The organism is Streptomyces sp. Edi4, assembly GCF_040253615.1.
Classification (GTDB): Bacteria; Actinomycetota; Actinomycetes; order Streptomycetales; family Streptomycetaceae; genus Streptomyces.
The window spans coordinates 3,057,729-3,077,113 of record NZ_JBEJGY010000004.1; the positions used below are offsets into that span (position 1 = coordinate 3,057,729).

At 72.6% G+C, this 19,385-nt stretch carries 12 protein-coding genes and 1 tRNA gene; 1 reads left to right on the forward strand and 12 read right to left on the reverse strand.

Going from position 1 to position 19,385, the window contains the following annotated elements:
- Window positions 1-183 precede the first annotated feature (183 nt).
- Both ABR738_RS16035 and ABR738_RS16040 read right to left on the reverse strand, forming a co-directional pair.
- Entirely contained in the window at window positions 184-2,010 is a 1,827-nt protein-coding gene (locus tag ABR738_RS16035) for a DEAD/DEAH box helicase (protein WP_502964092.1), read from the reverse strand.
- 842 nt (window positions 2,011-2,852) lie between these two features.
- The gene (locus tag ABR738_RS16040; protein WP_350230661.1) at window positions 2,853-4,289 is read right to left on the reverse strand and encodes an MFS transporter; all 1,437 of its coding nucleotides are present in this window, start codon (window positions 4,287-4,289) and stop codon (window positions 2,853-2,855) included.
- A gap of 194 nt (window positions 4,290-4,483) precedes the next feature.
- On the opposite strand from ABR738_RS16040, the gene ABR738_RS16045 reads away from it, so the two are divergent.
- Window positions 4,484-4,558 (forward strand) — tRNA-Cys (locus tag ABR738_RS16045).
- A 6-nt stretch (window positions 4,559-4,564) separates the two neighbouring features.
- Here ABR738_RS16045 and ABR738_RS16050 read toward each other — a convergent pair.
- The 10 genes from ABR738_RS16050 to ABR738_RS16095 form a co-directional block, all read right to left on the reverse strand.
- Entirely contained in the window at window positions 4,565-4,933 is a 369-nt protein-coding gene (locus tag ABR738_RS16050) for a hypothetical protein (RefSeq protein WP_350230662.1), read from the reverse strand.
- Window positions 4,934-5,127: 194 nt separating this feature from the next.
- Window positions 5,128-7,443, reverse strand: a complete 2,316-nt coding sequence (locus ABR738_RS16055) for a DUF6571 family protein (protein ID WP_350230663.1) — start codon at window positions 7,441-7,443, stop codon at window positions 5,128-5,130.
- A 20-nt stretch (window positions 7,444-7,463) separates the two neighbouring features.
- The gene (locus ABR738_RS16060) at window positions 7,464-7,880 is read right to left on the reverse strand and encodes a hypothetical protein (RefSeq protein WP_350230664.1); all 417 of its coding nucleotides are present in this window, start codon (window positions 7,878-7,880) and stop codon (window positions 7,464-7,466) included.
- Window positions 7,881-8,003: 123 nt separating this feature from the next.
- On the reverse strand, window positions 8,004-10,319 hold the full coding sequence (locus ABR738_RS16065; protein WP_350230665.1) for a xanthine dehydrogenase family protein molybdopterin-binding subunit: 2,316 nt from the start codon (window positions 10,317-10,319) through the stop codon (window positions 8,004-8,006).
- Window positions 10,316-12,397 (reverse strand): (2Fe-2S)-binding protein, encoded by a 2,082-nt coding sequence (locus tag ABR738_RS16070; protein ID WP_350230666.1) that lies wholly within the window; start codon window positions 12,395-12,397, stop codon window positions 10,316-10,318. Before ABR738_RS16070 ends, ABR738_RS16065 begins: the two co-directional genes overlap by 4 nt.
- The gene (locus ABR738_RS16075) at window positions 12,394-13,293 is read right to left on the reverse strand and encodes an FAD binding domain-containing protein (RefSeq protein ID WP_350230667.1); all 900 of its coding nucleotides are present in this window, start codon (window positions 13,291-13,293) and stop codon (window positions 12,394-12,396) included. Before ABR738_RS16075 ends, ABR738_RS16070 begins: the two co-directional genes overlap by 4 nt.
- A 343-nt stretch (window positions 13,294-13,636) precedes the next feature.
- Window positions 13,637-15,382, reverse strand: a complete 1,746-nt coding sequence (locus ABR738_RS16080) for a beta-N-acetylhexosaminidase (protein ID WP_350230668.1) — start codon at window positions 15,380-15,382, stop codon at window positions 13,637-13,639.
- Window positions 15,383-16,132: 750 nt separating this feature from the next.
- Entirely contained in the window at window positions 16,133-16,951 is an 819-nt protein-coding gene (locus ABR738_RS16085; RefSeq protein ID WP_350234595.1) for a carbohydrate ABC transporter permease, read from the reverse strand.
- 104 nt (window positions 16,952-17,055) lie between these two features.
- Entirely contained in the window at window positions 17,056-17,979 is a 924-nt protein-coding gene (locus ABR738_RS16090) for a carbohydrate ABC transporter permease (protein ID WP_350234596.1), read from the reverse strand.
- Window positions 17,980-18,005: 26 nt separating this feature from the next.
- Window positions 18,006-19,325, reverse strand: a complete 1,320-nt coding sequence (locus tag ABR738_RS16095; protein ID WP_350230669.1) for an extracellular solute-binding protein — start codon at window positions 19,323-19,325, stop codon at window positions 18,006-18,008.
- Window positions 19,326-19,385: the final 60 nt, after the last annotated feature.

A 19,385-nucleotide genomic window follows, 5' to 3' on the forward strand; every position in this document is an offset into this window, starting at 1 on the left:
ACCTTCGGGACCAAAGTCCGTATCACGAGGGACCTTGGCCGGGCGCCAGGGATTTGCCGGGACATTACCGTGGGCGACGTCCGGGGGGCGTCCGTGGGGGCCGCTCCTCGCACCCATCCCGACCGCATGGGATCGAGCGGGGCCCGGCAGCGCACGCCGGGCCCCGCTCGCGTTCCCGGGCGCCTACTTCATGCGGGTGGCCCACTCCTGGACCTTCTTGATCCGCTCACGGAGCTGGCCCGCAGACGCCTCGGCGCTCGGCGGGCCGCCGCACACCCGGCGCAGCTCGGTGTGGATGACGCCGTGCGGCTTGCCGCTCTGATGGACGTACGCGCCGACCATCGTGTTGAGCGACTTGCGGAGCTCGAGCAGTTCCTTGTGCGAGACCACGGGCCGCCGCTCGGCGGGCATTTCGAGCAGGTCGGCCTGGTCGGCCGGCTTCTGGCGGCTGTGCGCGATCTGCCGGGCCTGCCGCTTCTGGAGCAGCATCTGCACCTGGTCGGGTTCGAGGAGCCCGGGAATGCCGAGATAGTCCTGCTCCTCCTCGCTCCCCGGGTGGGCCTGCATGCCGAATTCGGCGCCGTTGTACATGACGCGGTCGAACACGGCGTCGGATTCAAGGGCCTCGAAGGGCAGCGTGTCCTGCTCCCCGGTGTCCTCGTCCTCCTGCTTGTTCGCGTCGTCCATTTCCTGTTCGGACTCGGCGTAGGGGTCTTCCTCGCCGTCCTTCTTCGGCTTGTCGAGCACGTGGTCGCGCTCGACCTCCATCTCATTGGCGAAGCTCAGCAGCATCGGAATGGTGGGGAGGAAAACGGAAGCGGTCTCACCGCGCCGGCGCGAGCGGACGAATCGGCCGACGGCCTGGGCGAAGAAGAGGGGGGTCGAAATGGTGGTGGCGTACACCCCGACCGCGAGCCGCGGTACGTCGACGCCCTCCGACACCATGCGAACGGCGACCATCCACCGGTCGTCGTTCGCGCTGAACTCGTCGATCCGCTTGGAGGCGCCGGTGTCGTCGGAGAGGACGACCGTCGCCTTGGAACCGGTGATCTCGCGGATCAGCTTGGCGTAGGCGCGGGCGGAGTCCTGGTCGGAGGCGATGACGAGCGCGCCCGCGTCCGGGATCGCCTTCCTGACCTCGGTCAGGCGCTGGTCGGCGGCGCGCAGCACATTGGGCATCCAGTCGCCGCGCGGGTCGAGCGCGGTGCGCCAGGCCTGCGAGATGGCGTCCTTGGTCATGGGCTCGCCGAGCCGGGCGGCGATCTCGTCGCCCGCCTTGGTGCGCCAGCGCATGTTGCCGCTGTAGCTCATGAATATGACCGGCCGCACGACGCCGTCGGCGAGCGCGTTGCCGTATCCGTACGTGTAGTCGGCGGAGGAGCGCCGGATCCCGTCGTTCCCCTCCTCGTACGTGACGAACGGGATCGGGTTCGTGTCCGAGCGGAAGGGGGTGCCGGTGAGCGCGAGGCGCCGGGTGGCGGGGTCGAACGCCTCCAGGCACGCCTCGCCCCACGACTTGCTGTCACCGGCGTGGTGGATCTCGTCGAGGATGACGAGCGTCTTGCGCTGCTCGCACCGGTTGCGGTGCAGCATCGGGCGCACGCCGACGCCGGCGTAGGTGACGGCGACACCGTGGTACTCGCGGTTCAGCGGGCCCGCGCTGTAGTCCGGGTCGAGCTTGATGCCGACGCGGGCCGCCGCGTCCGCCCACTGCTTCTTGAGGTGTTCGGTCGGCGCGACGACGGTGATCTGCTGCACCACGTGGTGGTGGAGCAGCCACGACGCGAGCGTCAGCGCGAACGTTGTCTTGCCGGCGCCGGGCGTCGCGACGGCGAGGAAGTCGCGGGGCTGCTCCTGGACGTACCTCTCCAGGGCGCCCTGCTGCCAGGCACGCAGCTTGTTGGCGGTGCCCCAGGGGGCGCGGCCGGGGAAGGCGGGCGAGAGGTGGTGGGAGGCGGTAGTAGTCACGGTCTCCGGTTCGGGTCTCTCGGTGTACGGGGTCACGGGCATCCGGGCCGCGGGGGCCCGGCGGGGCTTACGTACGACAACCGGGCCACCCTACCGGCGCGGGCGCCGGTCCCCCGCCGCATCGCCTCGCGGCAGCCCACCCATGAGATCGGGCTCACACCCGGACCCCACGACGGGCTGACCACACCCATGCGGGCCGCACCGCCCCCTGCCAGGGGCGAACAGGCTGAGCTCGCCGACGCGGGCCGGCACCGGCCCCGCCAGGGGCGAACACGGCTGAGGACGCGCATGCGGGCGGCACCGACCCCGCCAGGGGCGAACAGGCTGAGGTTGCCGATCTGGACCAGCACGGATCCCGGCAGGGGCGCGGGGAACTGCGCGCCCAGCCACGCACGGCCCGCAGCCGGGCTCCCTGGGGCTCCGCCCCAAACCCCGGTAATGGCCCCACCCCGCCCCTTCCCGAAACCTCCGGGGGCTTGTGAGCGGGCTGAGCTCCAGGATCCCGGGGCTCCGCCCCGGACCCCGTCCCAAGGCCTCAAGGGCCACGGGGGACCCCCATGACAGGCTGAAGTTGCCGATGCGGACCAGCGTCGCCCCCGCCAGGGGCGCGGGGAACTGCGCGAGAAGCGTCCGCGGCCGCAGTCGAGGTCCCCGGGGCTCCGCCCCGGACCCCGTTCGCGCTGAAGGCGCTCGTCCTCAAACTCCCCCAAGGCCTTGAAGGGCCAGAGGCCCCAGGACGGGCTGAAGTTGCCGATGCGGGCCAGCACCAACCCCGCCAGGGGCGCGGGGAACTGCGCGAGCGGCCACGCACGGCCCGCAGCCGGGCCGGTCCCCCGGCGGGTTTGGGGAAGGGGCGGGGTGGGGTGGAGCCCGGCCCCCGCCGCTCAGCGCGCGCGAACCCGCCCCGCGACGAACACCCCGCCCAACGCCACCACCCCCATCGGCAAGAACACCACCAAGAACGCCCCCAGGTGCGAACCCGAGGCCCCCGCCACCGACCCACCCCCCAGCGCCGCGAACCCCGCCCCACCCCCCGCCAGCAGCAGCACGTTGCACAGCCCGTCCGAGATCTGGAGCGCCGCGGAATTCGCCCCGGCCTCCCGCGGCGCCGACAGCTTGAGCAGCAGCACGCTCGTGGAGGTGATGACCACGCCCATCCCGAAGCACCCCACGCCCCAGGCGACGGCCACCACCCACACCGGCACCGCCGGCAGAAGCACACTGGGCGCCGCCAGGATCGCGAGGGCCACCAGGACCATCCCGGCCACCATGAACCGTTCCCGGTGCGCCTCGACCCGGGGCCGCGCCTGGACGTAGGACCCCAGCGCCCAGGTCACCCCGCCCACGGCCAGCGAGAGCCCGGCCATCGTGGGGGTGAGACCGCGCTCGGTGACGAGCATCAGCGGCACGAATGATTCCGCCACGATGAACGACCCCGCCGCCACCCCCCGCAGCAGCACCACGGAGGGCAGCCCCCGCGCCGACCGCCAGGTGCCGTGCGGCAGCAGCGCGCGCGGCCCGACGACGGCGGGTCCGAGCAGGGCCGCGCCGGCGAGGAAGGGGAGCACGGACAGCCACCTGAGGTCCTGCCCGGCGTACTGCAGGAGCCCCGCCCCCGTCGAGATGCCGAGCGCGAGCTTGATCCGGCGCCGGTCGAAGGGTTCGACCGGCGCGGCCGGGTCGGCGGGCCCGGACGCGATGCGCCGCGTCGCCGGCAGGGCGAGCGCCAGCGGGAACACCACGAGCACCGGGATCCCGAGGAACACCCAACGCCAGCCGAGCTGTTCGGTGACCGTCCCCGCGACGAGCGGCCCCACCACGGAGGGCACGACCCAGCCCGCCGCGAACGCCGCCATGATGGTGGGCTGGAGACGCGCGGGGTAGGCCCGGCCCACCACGACGTACACCGCGACGATCACCAGGCCGCCGCCGAGCCCCTGCACGGCGCGGCCCGCGATGAACGTCCACATGTTCATCGCCGTCCCCGACAGCACGAGCCCCGCCGCGAACCCGCTGATCCCCACGCCGAGCGCCCCGAGCGGCCCGCGCCGGTCGGCCCACTGGCCCGCGACCACCATCCCGAACAGGCTCGTCGTGAAGTACGCGGAGAAGGCGAAGGCGTACAGCGACACCCCGCCGAGGCGGCGCGCGGCGACGGGCATCGCGGTGCCGACGGCGGTCGCCTCGAACGCGATCAGCAGCACGACGGTGACGATCCCGAAGCTCAGCGCGCGGCGCTCCCGCCCGAGGATCCCGCCCTCCAGGAGGTCGCCGGCAGGTACATCGGCGATGTCGGCATTGATCGGTTCAAGGGCGCTCATTGGCTCAGAGTAAGAGGCATACGGCCCTCTGGCCCCTGTCGAAAGTCGTATCCAGCCCTCGTCCGATGGACCCAGGCACCCACACCGTGCGTGAACCCCCGTGAACGCCGCATGGCAGTCACATTGCGGCCCACTCCCGCCCCTTCCCCACCCCGCTCCCCCGCCCCTACGGTCATCACAACGCACCACCACACGGCCGTGTACCCGAGTGGCTCAGGGACTCGCCTGCAAAGCGAGTTACGCGGGTTCAATTCCCGCCACGGCCTCCAACTCCCTCATGTGTTACGGCACTTGAGCGCCCGCCGGGCGAACTCGGCGTACCGCTGGAGCAGCGAGGTCAGGATCTCGCGGCTGCGGGGCGTCCTCGGGGCCCGGTCGGCGGAGAGTTCGAGCTCGACGTACTTCTGCGACGGCGGCAGCGCGGGGCCTCTTGGCAGATCCGGGCGCTCGCAGAGGAAGACCGCGCCCGCGCCCCTGTCCCAGACGAACCCCTCGTCACCGGCCCGCACCGGCGTACCGTTCTTGCGGGCGTAACCGTTCCAGTCCGAGCCCCTGCCGCTGTTCCTGCGTTCGACGGAGACGATGAAGGCGGCGTAATCGTCGACGAACAGGGCGCAGTAGGCGCTGCTCTGCTTCTCGAACACGTCGAACGGGCTGTCAGTTCTCTGACCGGCCCATCCGCCGTCCGGAAGAAGGGGCACCACAGAACTTCCGGCGAAAGCCCCCCAGCACAGGCTCGGGGGAACACTGGGCACGGACGGATCCGTCGAGCAACCGCTCAAGGCCGCCAGCAGTACACCGGCCGCCGCGACGGCGGCCGTCCCGGTCCGGCCGCGTATCACTTCCCGCTGCCCCCGGGGCGCGACGCGACCGAGGTGGCGCCCCGCCCATCCGCAAACGCGTCCGCGACACTCGTCGACGCCGTCCCCCGGTACTCCCGGATGTCCCGCTCCGCGAGCCCCGCGCTGCGTCCCGCGCTGCCCACCGCGTCGGCGGCGGCCCTCTTGGCGTTCGTCTGCGCCTTCGCGTATCCGTCCGCCGCCGCCTGCCCCGCCTCCTCGGAAGTGTCCTGCTGGGCTCCCTCGGTCAAGGACTCCGTGATGTCCTCCTTGAGCCAGCCGACCGCATCGCCTCCGACGGGCAGCAGCTCGATGTACTTGCCGCCCACCGAGTCGATGATCCGGTTGACCCACTTGGACTTCGCCTCGACGGCCTTGTTGAACTCCTCGTCGTCGGCCGCCTGCTTCTCATAGACGGCTTCCACCCGCGCTTCGGCCATCATTCCGGCGATCTGCCCGCCCGGATGCACGGCGTTGCGTACCGCCTCGCCCACGTCGTGGCCGTGCTGGTCGGGGTGGACGAAGACGTCCCGGACCAGCAGCGTCGTATAGGCCTGTTGGGCGTTGGTGATGGCACCGTACGCCCCCGGGTCCTGGGCCACGGCGCCGAGGAAGCGTGCCACGTGCACCCGGTCGAACGCCGCGGGCACCCCGAACGGCTTTCCCTGGTGAGCGCCGTTCTCCGTGGCGATCTGCACATCCGGCATGTACTCCGCCGCCATGTCCCCGAAGTGCCCCATCAGGCCCGACAGTTTGCCGGGGTTGCCGTCCTCGTCCTCCTTCAGGAGGCCCGGGTCGGAGCCGATCTTCTCGACCACCTGCTCCATCACCCGCGCCATGGCCGCCGTGTGCTCCACCGGGCGTGCGTCGGTGTCGCCCGGGGTGCGGCCCGTGACGGCCGCCTCCAGGGCGTTGCCCATGGCCGACTGGAACGGCGTCGAGCCGCCGCCCGGCGCCGTGTCGTACCAGTCGTCGTTCGCCTCCTTGTCCAGCATGTGGTCGACCATGCCCAGCGGCGCGCGCCTGCCGTCGTCCCCCATGACGGTCACCGGGCTGTCGTCGGTGGTGACGATGCCGTTGCCATCGGTGTCCTCGCGCACCGGCTCGTTGAAGAACTCCGATGCCACACGCGGGTTGTTGCTCAGGGCCGTCATCAGGCCGGTCAGGGGGTCGAAGCCGCGTCCGCCCTCCTTGTCCAGGTTGAAGGCCATCGCGTTGTTGTACGGCACGGCCTGCTGGAAGATTTTCGGGTGCTGGTGCTCGAAGCCCACCAGGTCACGGGCGACGGGCAGCAGGAACTCCCTGTCGTACGTGCCGTGCCGCAGCAGCGCGCCGAGTGCCTGGTAGCCGTACACCTGCGTGGTGACACCCGCGAAACCACTGACATCGACCCTCTTGCGGCCGGCCCGCATCAGGTCGAGTGTCCAGCCCGCGTCGAGGTGGCCGGGGGTGCGGGGGCTGGTGGCGAGGCTGAGCATGGGGCCCATGTCGTCCTGGATGTGCCGGACGGCCGCCGCCCGGTCCGCGCCGGCCGGGCCGAGGCCCGTCGCGTCCAGGGACACCCGGGTGTAGAACTCCAGCGTGCCGTCCGCGCCCATCCGCCGGTAGAAGGCGGCGGAGAAGGCCGGGTCGCCTCGATGGTCGTCCAACAGCTCCTGGAGTTCCCCGAGTTCGGCCACGTTGCGGGCGGTGCCGCCCGGCCCTGTGACCTTCTTCGCGAGGCCGGCGGCGCGCGCGGCCTCCTCGTCGGCGAGGCTCGCGAACGCCGGCGCGGTGAAGTCGTGGGCGTCGGTGGCATTGCCGTCCAGCGCGCGTCGCAGCGCCTCGTCCGCGTCGGCGCACGTCTCCAGGACCGCGTCGACGCGCCGCTGCCAGGACCGGATGGCGTCGTTCTGCTTCTGGACCGCCTGCGGATGGTCGCGGTCGTGGCGGGCCGCGAGGTCGTCCTGGAGGGGGTGGCGGGCGGTGACGGTCCCGGCCGCGTCGATCGCGATGCCGTCGCGCCCGGCGTCGTCCGCAATCGCCCGCAGGTCGTCCTTGGCCTTCTTGAACGCGCCGTACCCGTCGAGCAGGACCTGATGGACGCCGGCCGCCTCCTTGGCCGCGTCGTCGAACTCATGGGCCGTTCGGGCGATGAACTCCCGCGAGACACCGGCGTTCACGCCCGCCCACGCGGCCCGCTCGGCGTGCGCCCGCATGCCGTCGTGCGCCTCACCGGCGAGCTTCTTGAGCCGGGTCGCCATGTCCGACCAGTCGTTCACCGCGCTCTTCAGCTTGTCCACCGGCGCGTTCAGGACGTCCGCGTACCCGAGCATGAACTGACCCTCCCGTGGCCCTACTTGAGGTATTGGCTGATGACCGAGACCTGGGTGAGCGTGCCGAGCACCGCCGCGTCGTCCTTGGCGTGGCGCGCGACCGAATAGTCGAGATGGTTGGAGATCTGGGCGCAGGCGTCCTTCAGCGTGGAGAACTGGGTCCCCCACCGGTCGTGGACGCGCATCAGGGCATCGCCGCTGGTGAAGTTGTCGGCGCCGAGCGCCCGCGCGGCCTCGAAGGTGGACTGCCGGGCGCGGTCGCCGTCGGTCCGCAGGGCCTCGTACAGCTTGTACGCGTCGCCGCCCACCACCCCGAGGTCGTCGGCGTGCGCCACGAGGTCTCCCCCGGCGCCGGGGCCTCCCGGGTCCCCAGGAACCTGGTTCAGCCGCATGGCGACGCTCGCATGCGACTGACGCCATTCGTCCTCGAAGGCCATGCCAACTCCCTGTACGGACCGGACCTTTGCCGATCGCGTACCTTACGGAGCTTGCGCGGACCTCACCAGGCGGATCCGGACAGATTCAGCCCAACGGGGTTACCGGGAAGGCCACTTGAGGCCTCAGGCCTGCACCACCGCCGCCTGGGGGCGGATCGGGAGGCGGTTGACCGGGCGGCCCGTCGCCGCGCGGACCGCCGAGGCGATCGCGGCCGGGGAGGTGACGACCGGCACCGCGCTGGCCGCCTTCGCGCCGAAGGGCGCCACCACATCGCGCTCCTCGACCAGCTTGACGATGCGGATGTCGGGGGCGTCCAGGGCGGTCGGCAGGGCGTAGCCCGTGAGGTCGGGGTGGCGGATCCGGCCGCGCGAGGTGCGCAGGTTCTCCGTCAGGGCGGCGCCCACGCCCTGGGTCACACCGGCCTCGATGCGGGTGGCGAGCTGGCGGGGGTTGAGGACGCGGCCCACGTCCTGGGCGACGGCGAGTTCGACGACGCGGACCGAGCCGAGTTCGACGTCGACGTCCACGACCGCCCGGATCGCGCAGAACGCCAGGCCCACGAACGCGTCGCCCTGGCCGGTGTCGTCGAGCGGTTCGGTGGGGTGCGGGCGGCACTGGGCGGTGGCCCAGAGTTCCTTGCCGTCCATGGCCTCGCTGACCGTGGTCGACAGGACGCCGTCGTACGACGTGATCTTGCCGTCCGCGATCTGGAGCAGTTCCGTGGACATGCCGAACTTGTGCGCCAGGGGCTGGAGGAGCTGGGTGCGGACCATCTTGGCCGCGCGCTCCACCGCGCCGCCGGACACCCAGGTGTGGCGGCCGTGGGTGGCGGGGCCCGCCGGGGGCTGGTCGGTGTCGACCGGCGCGACGTGCACCTCCTCGATGCCCAGGGTCTCCTGGACGATCTGGCGGGCGAGCGTGGTGAAGCCCTGGCCGGTCTCGACGGCGGCGCAGATGACCGTGGCGACGCCGTCGTGGACCTTGACCGTGGCCGTGGAGACCTCGTCGGTGCCCTCGGCGCCGAGCATGTGGACCATGCCGAGCGCGTAGCCGACCCCGCGCCGCACGGCGTCCGGCTCGCCCGCGCCCTCGGGTCCGCCCGGCAGCAGCCAGTCGTCCTCGGGCGCGTCCTTGGGCAGCACCGGGAGCGGGAAGTCCCGTACCGCGCCCAGGAGTTCGGCCACCGGGGCCGGGCAGGTGACCGTCTGGCCGGTGGGCAGCAGGTCGCCGGTGGCGAGCACATTGCGCATCCGCAGCTCGGCCGGGTCAAGACCCAACTTCGTCGCCAGTTTGTCCATTTGGCCCTCGTAGGCCGCGCACACCTGCATCGCGCCCTCGCCCCGCACATGCCCGGACGGCGGGTTGTTGGTGCGCACCGCCCAGCCCTCCACGAAGGCGTGCGGCACGACGTAGGGGCCGCAGGCGAACGCGACGGCGGCGGCGAGGGATTCGGCGGAGGCCTCCGCGTAGGCGCCCGCGTCGAGGAGGATCTGTGCCTCCACCTTGACCAGGCGGCCCTCGGCGTCCGCGTGGTGGCGGTAGCGCAGCAGGGTGGGGTGACGGTGGGCGTGTCCGAGGAAGGACTCCTCGCGGGTCGCGGTCAGCTTGACCGGGCAGCCCGTCTTCAACGCCAGTAGCCCGAGCGGGAGTTGGAAGCTCAGGTCCTCGCGGTCGCCGGTCGCGCCGGGCACTCCGGTCACCACGACCTTCACCCGCTCCGGTTCGAGGCCGAAGCAGGCGGCGGCCAGGTCGCGGTCGCTGTGCGGGTCGGTGGAGGCGGTGTAGAGCTCCACGCCGCCGTCGGGCCTCGGCACCGCGAGGCCCGCCTCGGCGCCGATGGCCGCGGGGTCCTGGCGGCCGATCCGGTAAAGACCCTCGACGACGACGTCGCCGGTCACCTCGGGGTCGCCGAACTGGAGCGGGATGTGCCGGATCAAGTTGCCGTCGGGGTGCAGCGGTTCGGCCGAGAACGCCTTCTCCGGGTCGGTGACCGGTTCCAGCACCTCGTACTCGACGGCGATCGCGGCGGCCGCCAGGCGCGCGGTGTCCGGATGGTCGGCGGCCACGGCGGCGATGGGCTCGCCGTGGTGGCGTACGAACTCGGAGGCGAAGACCGGACGGTCGGCGACGCGGCGCCCGAAGGCGGGCTCGCCGGGCACGTCGGCGTGGGTCACCACGGCCCGTACGCCCGGCATGGCGGCGGCGGCCGCGGTGTCGATCGAGACGATACGGGCGTACGCGTGCGGCGCGCGCAGCACGGCCGCCCACAGCAGACCCTCGGCCCACAGATCGGCCGCGTAGGGGAAGGTCCCCTCGGTCTTGGCCCGCGCCTCGACGGGCGCGAGCGACGCGCCGATCCCGTGCGTGGGCGGCTGCTGCTCCGGCCCCGCCGCCGAAGCGGCGCCTTCGGCCGTCGCGGTGGCTGCGTCGTTGCTCACGCCATGCCTCCGTCGTGCGTGTGCGGGGGCTGCACGCTGCCGGCCCCCGGGGGTGCCTGGTGCGGGATGCGGGGCTCGTCGGCCGGCGCTCCGGCCGCCTCGCGCGCCGCCACCACGTCCTTCACGGCGTCGAGCACGCCCCGGTAGCCGGAGCAGCGGCACAGGTTGCCGCAGAGGGCCTGGCGCGTTTCGAGCTCGGTGGGCGCGTGGTTGCCTTCGAGCAGGTCGTGCACGGTCATCGCCATGCCGGGGATGCAGAAGCCGCACTGCACGGCGCCGCATTCGGCCAACGCGCGCTGTACGTCGGAGGGTTCACCGTCGGTGGCAAGCCCCTCGACGGTGCGGACCTCGCTCCCGGCGGCGGTCGCCGCGGGCACCAGGCAGGAGGCGACGAGCCGCCCGTCCACCTGGACGTTGCACGCCCCGCACTCGCCCTGCGAGCAGCCGTCCTTGGCGCCTGCGAGCCCGAGCCGTTCGCGCAGCACGTACAGCAGCGACTCGCCGACCCAGGCCTCGGTGACGGGCCGGTCGGCGCCGTTGACACGCAACACGTAGGAGGCGCGGGGGTGTTCGAGGTCGGAGGCGGGGGTCACGTCGGCGGGCGGTGCGGCCGGCTCGGCGGTGGGCGCGGTCGGCTCGGCGGTCGGCGCGTCTTCGGGCGCGGTGGGCGCGGCGACGGCTTCGGGTGACGCGGGCTCGGGGGCGGCGGGCGCGGGCTCCGGTTCGGGCTGGGGCTCCGATGCGGATGCGGGGGCTTCGGGGCCCGGGGTGGCGGACTCGGTGATGAGGGTGGCGTCCGGGCCAGGGGGGGTGGCCGGGTCGCCGGTGGGAGCGGTCGCGTGGGCGGCGGACTCGGGCGCGGTGGGCTCGGGCGCGGTGGGCGCGGTGGGCTCACCGGGGGCGGCGGGTGCGCCGGTTGCCTCCGGGGCAGCCGTTTCGGGCTCGGGCTCGGGGGCGGCTTCCGCCACGGGCTCGGCGGCAGACGTTTCCGGGAGCGGGTGCGGCTGCGGTACCGACCCGGCTTCGGGGGCCGGGGCTGGCGCCGGGTGCGGTCCGGGGGCCGGGTGCGGGGCGGGTGCCGCGTCCGGGTACGGCTGTGGCACCGCCTCGGCGTGCGGCTGCTCGGGGGGCTGGGGGTACGCGTGCGGGAACGGGTTGGACGCAGGGCTGTCTTCGTACCCCGGGGCGCCCGAATCGTCGCGTGCGTCCGGCACTCGTGGCGTCTGCGGCGGCGTCGTGGTACCCGGCGCGGCCGACGCTTCCGGGGCGTCCGCGGCCGTGTGCCCGGCCGGGGCGACCGGCGCGTGCGGTGCCACCGGCGCGTGCGGCGACGCGGGTGTCACGGGCGCGTCCGGGATGTTCCGCGCGTCCGGCGCGTCCGCGTCGCCGGGCGCGCTCGGCGCGTGCTCCTGGGTCCCGGTCGCGGGGTGCGGCGCGGGCTCGGGGAACTGGTGGGCCCAGGGCGCGGGCGCGCCGCCGGGAAGCGTGGCGGGCGGGGTCGAACCCCACTGCTCGATCAACGACGAGGTGGTGAACTCGCCGGATTCCTCCGGGAGTTCACCCTGCGCGACCGGGATCGTCCACTGGCCGGTGCCCGCGAGGGAGGGCTCGTCGACGAAGTTCCACTGGGCCGTGGCCGAGGGGTCGTGGGCGGGGTGCGTCGGGGTCGCGGGCTGCGGGGTGGGCGCGGGGGGCTCCGGCCACACCACCGTCTGCGCGCCGGGCGCGTGCTCGGTCTCGGGCGCGCCGGACGGGCCCTGGCCGGACAGCTCCGTCGGGATGCGCCAGACGCCGGTGGCACCCGGATCCGTGGCGGCGGCCGGGGTGAGCGGCACGATCATGGGCGGCACATAGCCGTGCCCGGGCGCCTCGAGGGGCGCGCCCATCATGTCCATGTCCGGGGGCAGCTGGACGAACGCCGTGGCGTCCGGCTCGTACTCGCCGCCGTGCGGCACCGGCTCCCAGCCGCCGTACCCGTGGGCCTGGCCGTAGCCGTACCCGTACGCCCGCGCGGACTCCTGCTCGCGCTCGGGCTCGTACGCCCGCTCGGGCTCGTGTTCGTTGTCGCGGTCGGTCACGACAGCGCCCTCCCCAGTGCTCGTCGGGCCAACGCGGCGACGGTGCGCCGCAGATGCAGTACGGCGGGCGAGAGGGGCGGCGGGGGCGAGCCGTCCGTGGGGGGCGCCGGGTCGGGTACGCAGGCGGCGGCCACGTACTCGCCGAACGCGCCGAGCGCCTCGGGGGCGAGGGCGGCGCGCTCACCGTCCCAGTCGATGAGCGAGGCGATCCAGTGCTCGGCCTCGAGGGGGCGCAGGGGCATCGGCGCGATGGCGCCGACGGCGCACCGCACGCCGCGCCGGGCGGGGTCGAGGACGACGGCGACCGAGGCGGTCGCGCGGCCGGGTCCGGTGCGGCCGGTCGCCTTGAGGAAAACTTGGGGCGCGTGCAGCAGCGGCACCCGGACATAACCGATCAACTCGGCCGGGGCCAGCATGTCGCGGCCCGCCAGCAGATGCGACACCGGGAGCTCGCGGCGCGCGCCATCGGGGCCCGCGATGACGAGAGTGGCTTCGAGGGCGGCGAGCACGGGCAGCGCGTCGCCGGTGGGGGCGGCGGAGGCGATGTTGCCGCCGAGGGTGCCCGCGTTGCGGATCTGCGGGGGCCCGGCGGCGCGCGCGGCGGCGGCGAGCGCCGGAATGAGCGCCGCGAAGTCGGGGCGCCCCATCCGCGCGTGCGTGAGCCCGGCGCCCAGCAGGGCATGGCCGTCCTGGTACTGCCAGCCACGGATCTCGTTGATGCGGCCGAGTCCGACGAGTCCCGCGGGGCGCAGCAGACCCCGGTTCACCGCCGCCATCAGGTCGGTGCCGCCGGCGACGGGCACGGCGGCGGGCATGGCCGCGAGAGCCGCCACGGCCTCGTCGAGCGAGACCGGCAGCGTCACCGACTGCGCCGTCTGCGGTGCGTGCGTGGTCAACCCAGCTGCCCCTTCCCGGTGTCCCGGCCGTACGACTGTGCCGTCTGTGGCCACCTGCTGATGGCCGTACCGTACGTGCTCACAGCCCGGACGTGGCAACTCTGGCACATCTTCCGTACCGCCCGACGGGAGGGTCCACGAAGCTCACTTCTGTCCCCGCTCCGGGGAATGTTCCGGTTTCGCAAGCCTTGCGCGACTTGTGCGCCTTGTGCGGTACGCCTCGTTCCGCACGCCGGGTGTTCGTCACAGCGGTCTTCCTCGCAGCCGGTCGTGGCCGGGCGGCCGTGACCCGGGGCCACGCTCCCAGGAGGACGGCCGCCGAGCGGTCACCTTGGGCCGTGGCTCACCTGTTTGGGGGCGCCCCCTCGATCGGGCGTCCGAGCACACCGGGGCGCCGCTGCCACGGCAACGGGCCCGTGGGCGGCCGGTAATCGACGCCGAGGGCGTCAAGGCGCCGGTAGTGGGCGGTCATTCGCGCCTCGAAATCCGCGAAGTCGCGGTCGGCGGGGGCGGGCAGGGCGCTCCAGGCGACCTCGGCGAAGGCGGCGAGGCGGGGGAAGGTCTGGTAGTCGACGCGGGCCTGGTTCTCCATCACCTCGGTCCACACGTTGGCCTGGGTGCCCAGGATGTGGGCGGCGGCCTCGGGGCCGAGCCCGGCCGGAACGGGCTCGAACCGGTAGACGTCCTCCAGCGTGCGCACGAACCCGATGGGCATGGGCTCTTCGGCCCCCGGGGCCTGGCGGTGGTCCAAGTACACGTACTGCTCGGGGCACATCACCACGTCGTGCCCGGCCTCGGCGGCGGCGACGCCGGCGCCGTATCCCCGCCAGGACGCGACGGCCGCGCCGGGCGCGAGACCGCCCTCCAGGATCTCGTCCCACCCGATGAGCCGGCGCCCGCGCGCGCTGAGCCAGGTGTCGAAGTGCCGGATGATCCAGGACTGGAGCTCGTTCTCACCGGCGAGCCCGAGCTCGCGGATCCGCGCCTGGGCGATGTCCGACTTCTGCCACTGGTCCTTGGGGCACTCGTCGCCCCCGATGTGGATGAACGGCGAGACGTCCTCGGGGAAAAGCTCCAGCACCTCCTCCAACACGCCTTCGTAGAAGCGGAGGGTGGTGTCAGTGGGGGCGAGTACGTTCGGATTGACGCCCCAGGTGTCCCAGACGGAGAGGGAGGCGGTGTCGATGACGTCGGTGTTGCCGAGTTCGGGGTACGCGGCGATGGCGGCCTGCGAGTGGCCGGGGAGGTCGATCTCCGGGACGACGCGGATATGCCGCTCGGCGGCGTACGCGACGATCTCGCGGATGTCGTCCTGGGTGTAGTAACCCCCGTGCGGCTTCTCGTCCCACAGGGGTGAGGCGCGGTGCCCCCATTTGGTGCGGCCGCGCCACGCGCCGACGTCGGTGAGCCGGGGGTGGCGCTTGATCTCGATCCGCCAGCCCTGGTCGTCGGTGAGGTGGAAGTGGAAGACGTTGAGCTTGTGGGCGGCGATGAGGTCGAGGTAGCGCAGTACGCCGTCCTTCGGCATGAAGTGCCGGGCCACGTCGAGCATGAGCCCGCGCCAGGCGAACCGGGGTTCGTCCGCCACGCTGACCTGCGGCAGCGCCCAGCTCTGACCGGCGCCCCTGAGCGGGGCCCGCCGGAACGCCTCCGGCCCCAGCAGCTGGCGCAGCGTCTGGATGCCCCGGAAGAGGCCGGCGGGGGTGGGGGATTCGAGGAGGACGGCGACGTTCTCGACGGAGCGGTCGGTGGTGAGGCGGTAGCCCTCCGGGTGGGTGGGGTTGCCCGTGCCGGCGGGGCCCGCGGGGACGGCGGGGACGGCGGGGACGGCGGGGGTGAGGCGCAGGACGATGCCGTCCGGGGTGGGGGCTCCGCCCGGGAGGGGGAGGCCGGTCGCGGCGCCGATGGTGTTTCGGAGGAGTGGGGCGAGGGGTTCGGTGCCGGGGGCGGTGTGGAGGGTGGTCGTGGGGCAGAGGCGGGTCAGGGGGGTGAGGGGGTGGGGGGCTGGGGTGGGGGTGTCGTGGGTGAGGAGGGTGCGGGGGGCGGGGATGAGGGTGTGGGCGGGGTTGGTGGGGGGGTTGGTGGGCATGGGTGGTCCTTCGGTTTGGTTTGCCCCTCCCCGCCCCTTCCCGAAACCCGCCGGGGGTGGGAGGGGGTGCGGGTACGGGGTGGTGGGTGCGGCGGGGCCGGGGGGACCGATCGCGCAGTTCCCCGCGCCCCTCAAGAGGCTTGCGTTCGGGTGCGGGCCCTGGTCACTTCTCGCGCCATTCCCCGCGCCCCTCAAGAGGCTTGCGTTCGGGTGCGGGCCCTGGTCACTTCCCGCGCAGTTCCCCGCGCCCCTTAAAGGGTTTGGCGTTCGGGTGCGGGCCCTGGTCGCTTCTCGCGCAGTTCCCCGCGCCCCTGGCGGGGTTGGTGCTGGCCCGCACAGGCAATCTCAGCCTGTCCGGCATTTGAGGACGAGGACGTTCAGGCCGAACGGGGTCTGGGGCGGAGCCCCAGGGTCTTTCACCCCCGGCGGGTTTAGGGAAGGGGCGGGGAGGGGCCAGATCCTGGACGGCAACCCCGGCGACGTTCCCAGGCCCGGGAGGGGCCAGACCCGGTCCGGGGCGGCACCCCGGCGACGCGTACCCGGGCTGGCCGGGGCCAGAAGCGGTCCGGGTGGCAGCCCGGCGGATGCCTGGCCCGGGAGGGGTCAGACCCGGTCCGGGGTGGCACCCCGGCGACGCGTACCCGGGCTGGCCGGGGCCAGAAGCGGTCCGGGTGGCAGCCCGGCGGATGCCTGGCCCGGGTCGGGAGGGGCCGGAACGGGGATGGCGCCCGGGTGGAGGCGTACCCGGGGTTATTTGAGCGCACCGCCCACCCCCACCACCAACCTCCGCTGCACCAGCACGAAGAACACCAGCACCGGCACGGTCATGACCGTCGACGCCGCCATGATCCCGCCCCAGTCGTTCTCGTCCGGCTTGAAGAAGACGAGCAGCGCCATCGGCAACGTGGACTGCGACGTGTCGCTGATGATGAACGACTTCGCGAACAGGAAGTCGTTCCACGCGGAGATGAAGGAGAAGACGCTGGTCGCCACGAGCCCGGGAAAGACCAGCGGAAACAGGATCTGCCACAGGAACCGCGTACGGCTCGCCCCATCGAGCGCCGCCGCCTCCTCCAGCGCGACCGGCACCCCCTTCACGAACCCCCGCAGCATCCAGATCGCGAACGGCAGCGAGAACGCGAGGTGCGGCAGGATCAACGACCCCAGCGTGTTGAGCTGCCCGAGGTCGCGCATCAAAAAGAACAGCGGGATCGTCAGCGCCTCGACCGGCACCATCTGCGCCACCAGGAACATGATCAGCAACGTGGTGCGGAACCGGAACCGGAAGCGGGTCACCGCGGTCGCGGCCAGGAAGGCGATCAGCGCGGAGAGCAGCACCACCGTCCCCGCCACGATCAGGCTGTTGAGGAAGTAGCGCCCGAAGTCCTGCTGGGTGAAGACACGCCGGAAGGAGTCGAGCGAGGGGGACAGCGTCCACGGCCGGGGGTGGGTCGTCTGCACCTCCCCCGCCGGCTTGAACGCGGAAAGGACCATCCAGTACAGGGGGAAGGCGACCACCGCGGCCACCAGCAGCGCGACCCCCTCGGCGGCCGGCCGCCCGGGCCGCAGGACCCGGAGAGAGAACCCAGGGCGGACGGAACCCGAACCGGAACCGGGCCCCGCGCCAACCCTGGCCGCGCGGGCCCCACCGGCCTCAACTACCTTGCTGCCGCTCACAGTTCCTCCCCCCGTCGCCTCAGCAACCGCACATACACCAGCGTCACCACCAGCAGGATCACCAGCATCACCACCCCGATCGCCGAGCCGAGGCTGTACTGCGAGGAGGCGAACGCCTTTTGGTACGCGTACACGTTCAGGACCAGGTTCTGGCCCGCGATGCCGCCGCCGTTCGTCATGACGTAGATCTGCGTGAACACCTTGAAGTCCCAGATGACGGACTGGATCGTGACGACGGTGAGAATCGGCCGCAGCATCGGGACCATGACGGCCCGCCAGATCCGCCACTGCGAGGCGCCGTCGAGGGCGGCGGCCTCCAGGACCTCACCCGGGATGGCCCGGATCCCGGCGTACACCGTGATCATCACGAACGGGAACGAGCACCACACCACTTCGAGCAGCACGAGCAGGAACGCGCTGTAGCGGCCGTACGTCCAGGAGTGGCCGCCGAGGCCGAGCACGCGGTTGACCGGGCCGAAGTCAGGGTCGAACAGGAACATCCACACCGTCGAGCCGGTGATGGCGGGCGTGGCCCACGCCCCGAGCGCGGCCAGCATCAGCGCGAGCCGGGGCAGCGCCCGTACGCGCGTCAGGAGGACGGCGAGCGCGCAGCCGGCCACGAGGGTGCACAGGACGCAGGCCGCCGCGAAGACGAGCGTGGCCAGCAGCACCGACCAGAACTGGCCGTCCGAGAACAGCGTGGCGTAGTTGCCAAACCCCTGGAAGCTGGTCGCCGCGCCGCCGCTGACCTGCGCCTGGGTGTATTCGAGGAAGGAGATCAGGCCGAGTTGGTAGATCGGGTAGACGAGCAGCGCGGCCAGGACAGCGAGCGCGGGGGCCAGATGGAGCCATGGCGTCAAGCCCGCCCGGCCGAAGGAGCGGGTGCGCCTGGGCGGGGAATTCGGCGCGGGCGGCGGCACTTTCGTCCGCTCGGCCGTCGCGGGGCTCAACCCGCCGCCCCGAACGCCTCGTTCATCTTCTTCGCCGCCTCCGAGGACGCCCGGGCGACGTCCTTCTTGCCGCTGACGATCTCCTGGAACATCGTGGGCAGCACCAGCGAGGAGTCGATCTGTCCCCAACCCGGCGACGCGGGGACGAACTTGGTGCCCGAGGCCAGGGTGCGGACGAACGGCTCGACGAACGGCTGCTTCCTGGCGGCCTCGGCGCGTACATCGGTGTACGTCGGCAGGAAGCCCATCGCGTCGAACATCTCGCGCTGGGTCGCCTTGCCGGTGAGCTGCTTCATGAGGCCGACCGCGAGCGAACGGTGCGAACTGCTCTTCAGTACGCCGATGTTGTTGCCGCCGGCGAAGGCGGGGGCGACCGATCCCGGTGTGCGGCCGGGCAGCGGCACGACGGCGTACTTGCCCTTGACCGCGCCGGCCTCGACGGCGGCATGGTTGAAGTCGCCACCGATCGCCATGGCCGCCTTGCCGCCCGCGAAGGCGGTGATGGTGGCGTTTCCGCCCATCTGGGCGCACTTGGCGGCCGGGCAGTTGTCGTCGCCGAAGAGCGAGGTGTAGGCGGCGATGCCCTCGCGGGCGGGCGCGCTGTCGAGGGCGGAGGTGTATTTTCCGCCGTTCTCGGTGGCCAGTTCGCCCCCGTGGGCCCACAGGAAGGGCAGCGCCCCGTACGTGTAGGCGCCGCCCACGGCGAGCCCGTACAGAGCGGGTTCGGCCCGGTGGATCTTCTTGGCCGCGGCGGCCAGCTCGTCCTGGGTCTTCGGCACGGCGATACCGAGGTCCTTGAGGACGTCGGTGCGGTAGTACAGCGCGCGGACGCCCACGAACAGCGGGGCACCGTAGATCTTCCGGCCGACCGTCACGGACTGCTTCGCCGTCGGGTCGGTGTCCTTCGCCTCGTCCCAGGCGGCGAACTCCGCGCTCACATCGGCGAGTCCGCCGTCCCGCACATAGCCCGCCGTGTCGGTGTTGCCGTACTCGATCAGATCGGGCGCGGAGCCCGGGTCGTTGAACGCGGCCTTGATCTTCTGGGCGCGGGTGTCGACGGGTATGTACTCGACCCGCACGTCCACGCCGTGATGAGCCTGTTCGAAGGCGGCCACGGCCTTGTCCACCACCTGCTGTTTGGGGCCGTTGCTCACCTCCTGGAAGAGCCAGACCCGCAGGGTGCCGCTTTTGTCGTCGCTCTTCGCGGAGGTGTCGGAGGTCTGAGGGGCGCAGCCGGCCGCGCAGAAGAGGGCAAGTGCCGCCAGCGGAAGGGCGGTTCGGGCAGAGAGCTTCGACAGCTGCTTCGACAGCTTCACGGTGGATCCTCCCCAGGGCGTTGCAACATACGCAACGAGCGTTTCGCATCTTGCACAACA

What these genes read in the sequence shown, in the direction of transcription:
- ABR738_RS16035 (WP_502964092.1), bottom strand. Translation starts at nt 2,010, where the DNA reads ATGCCCGTGACCCCGTACACCGAGAGACCCGAACCGGAGACCGTGACT.
- ABR738_RS16040 (WP_350230661.1), bottom strand. Translation starts at nt 4,289, where the DNA reads ATGAGCGCCCTTGAACCGATCAATGCCGACATCGCCGATGTACCTGCC.
- ABR738_RS16055 (WP_350230663.1), bottom strand. Translation starts at nt 7,443, where the DNA reads ATGCTCGGGTACGCGGACGTCCTGAACGCGCCGGTGGACAAGCTGAAG.
- ABR738_RS16060 (WP_350230664.1), bottom strand. Translation starts at nt 7,880, where the DNA reads ATGGCCTTCGAGGACGAATGGCGTCAGTCGCATGCGAGCGTCGCCATG.
- ABR738_RS16080 (WP_350230668.1), bottom strand. Translation starts at nt 15,382, where the DNA reads ATGCCCACCAACCCCCCCACCAACCCCGCCCACACCCTCATCCCCGCC.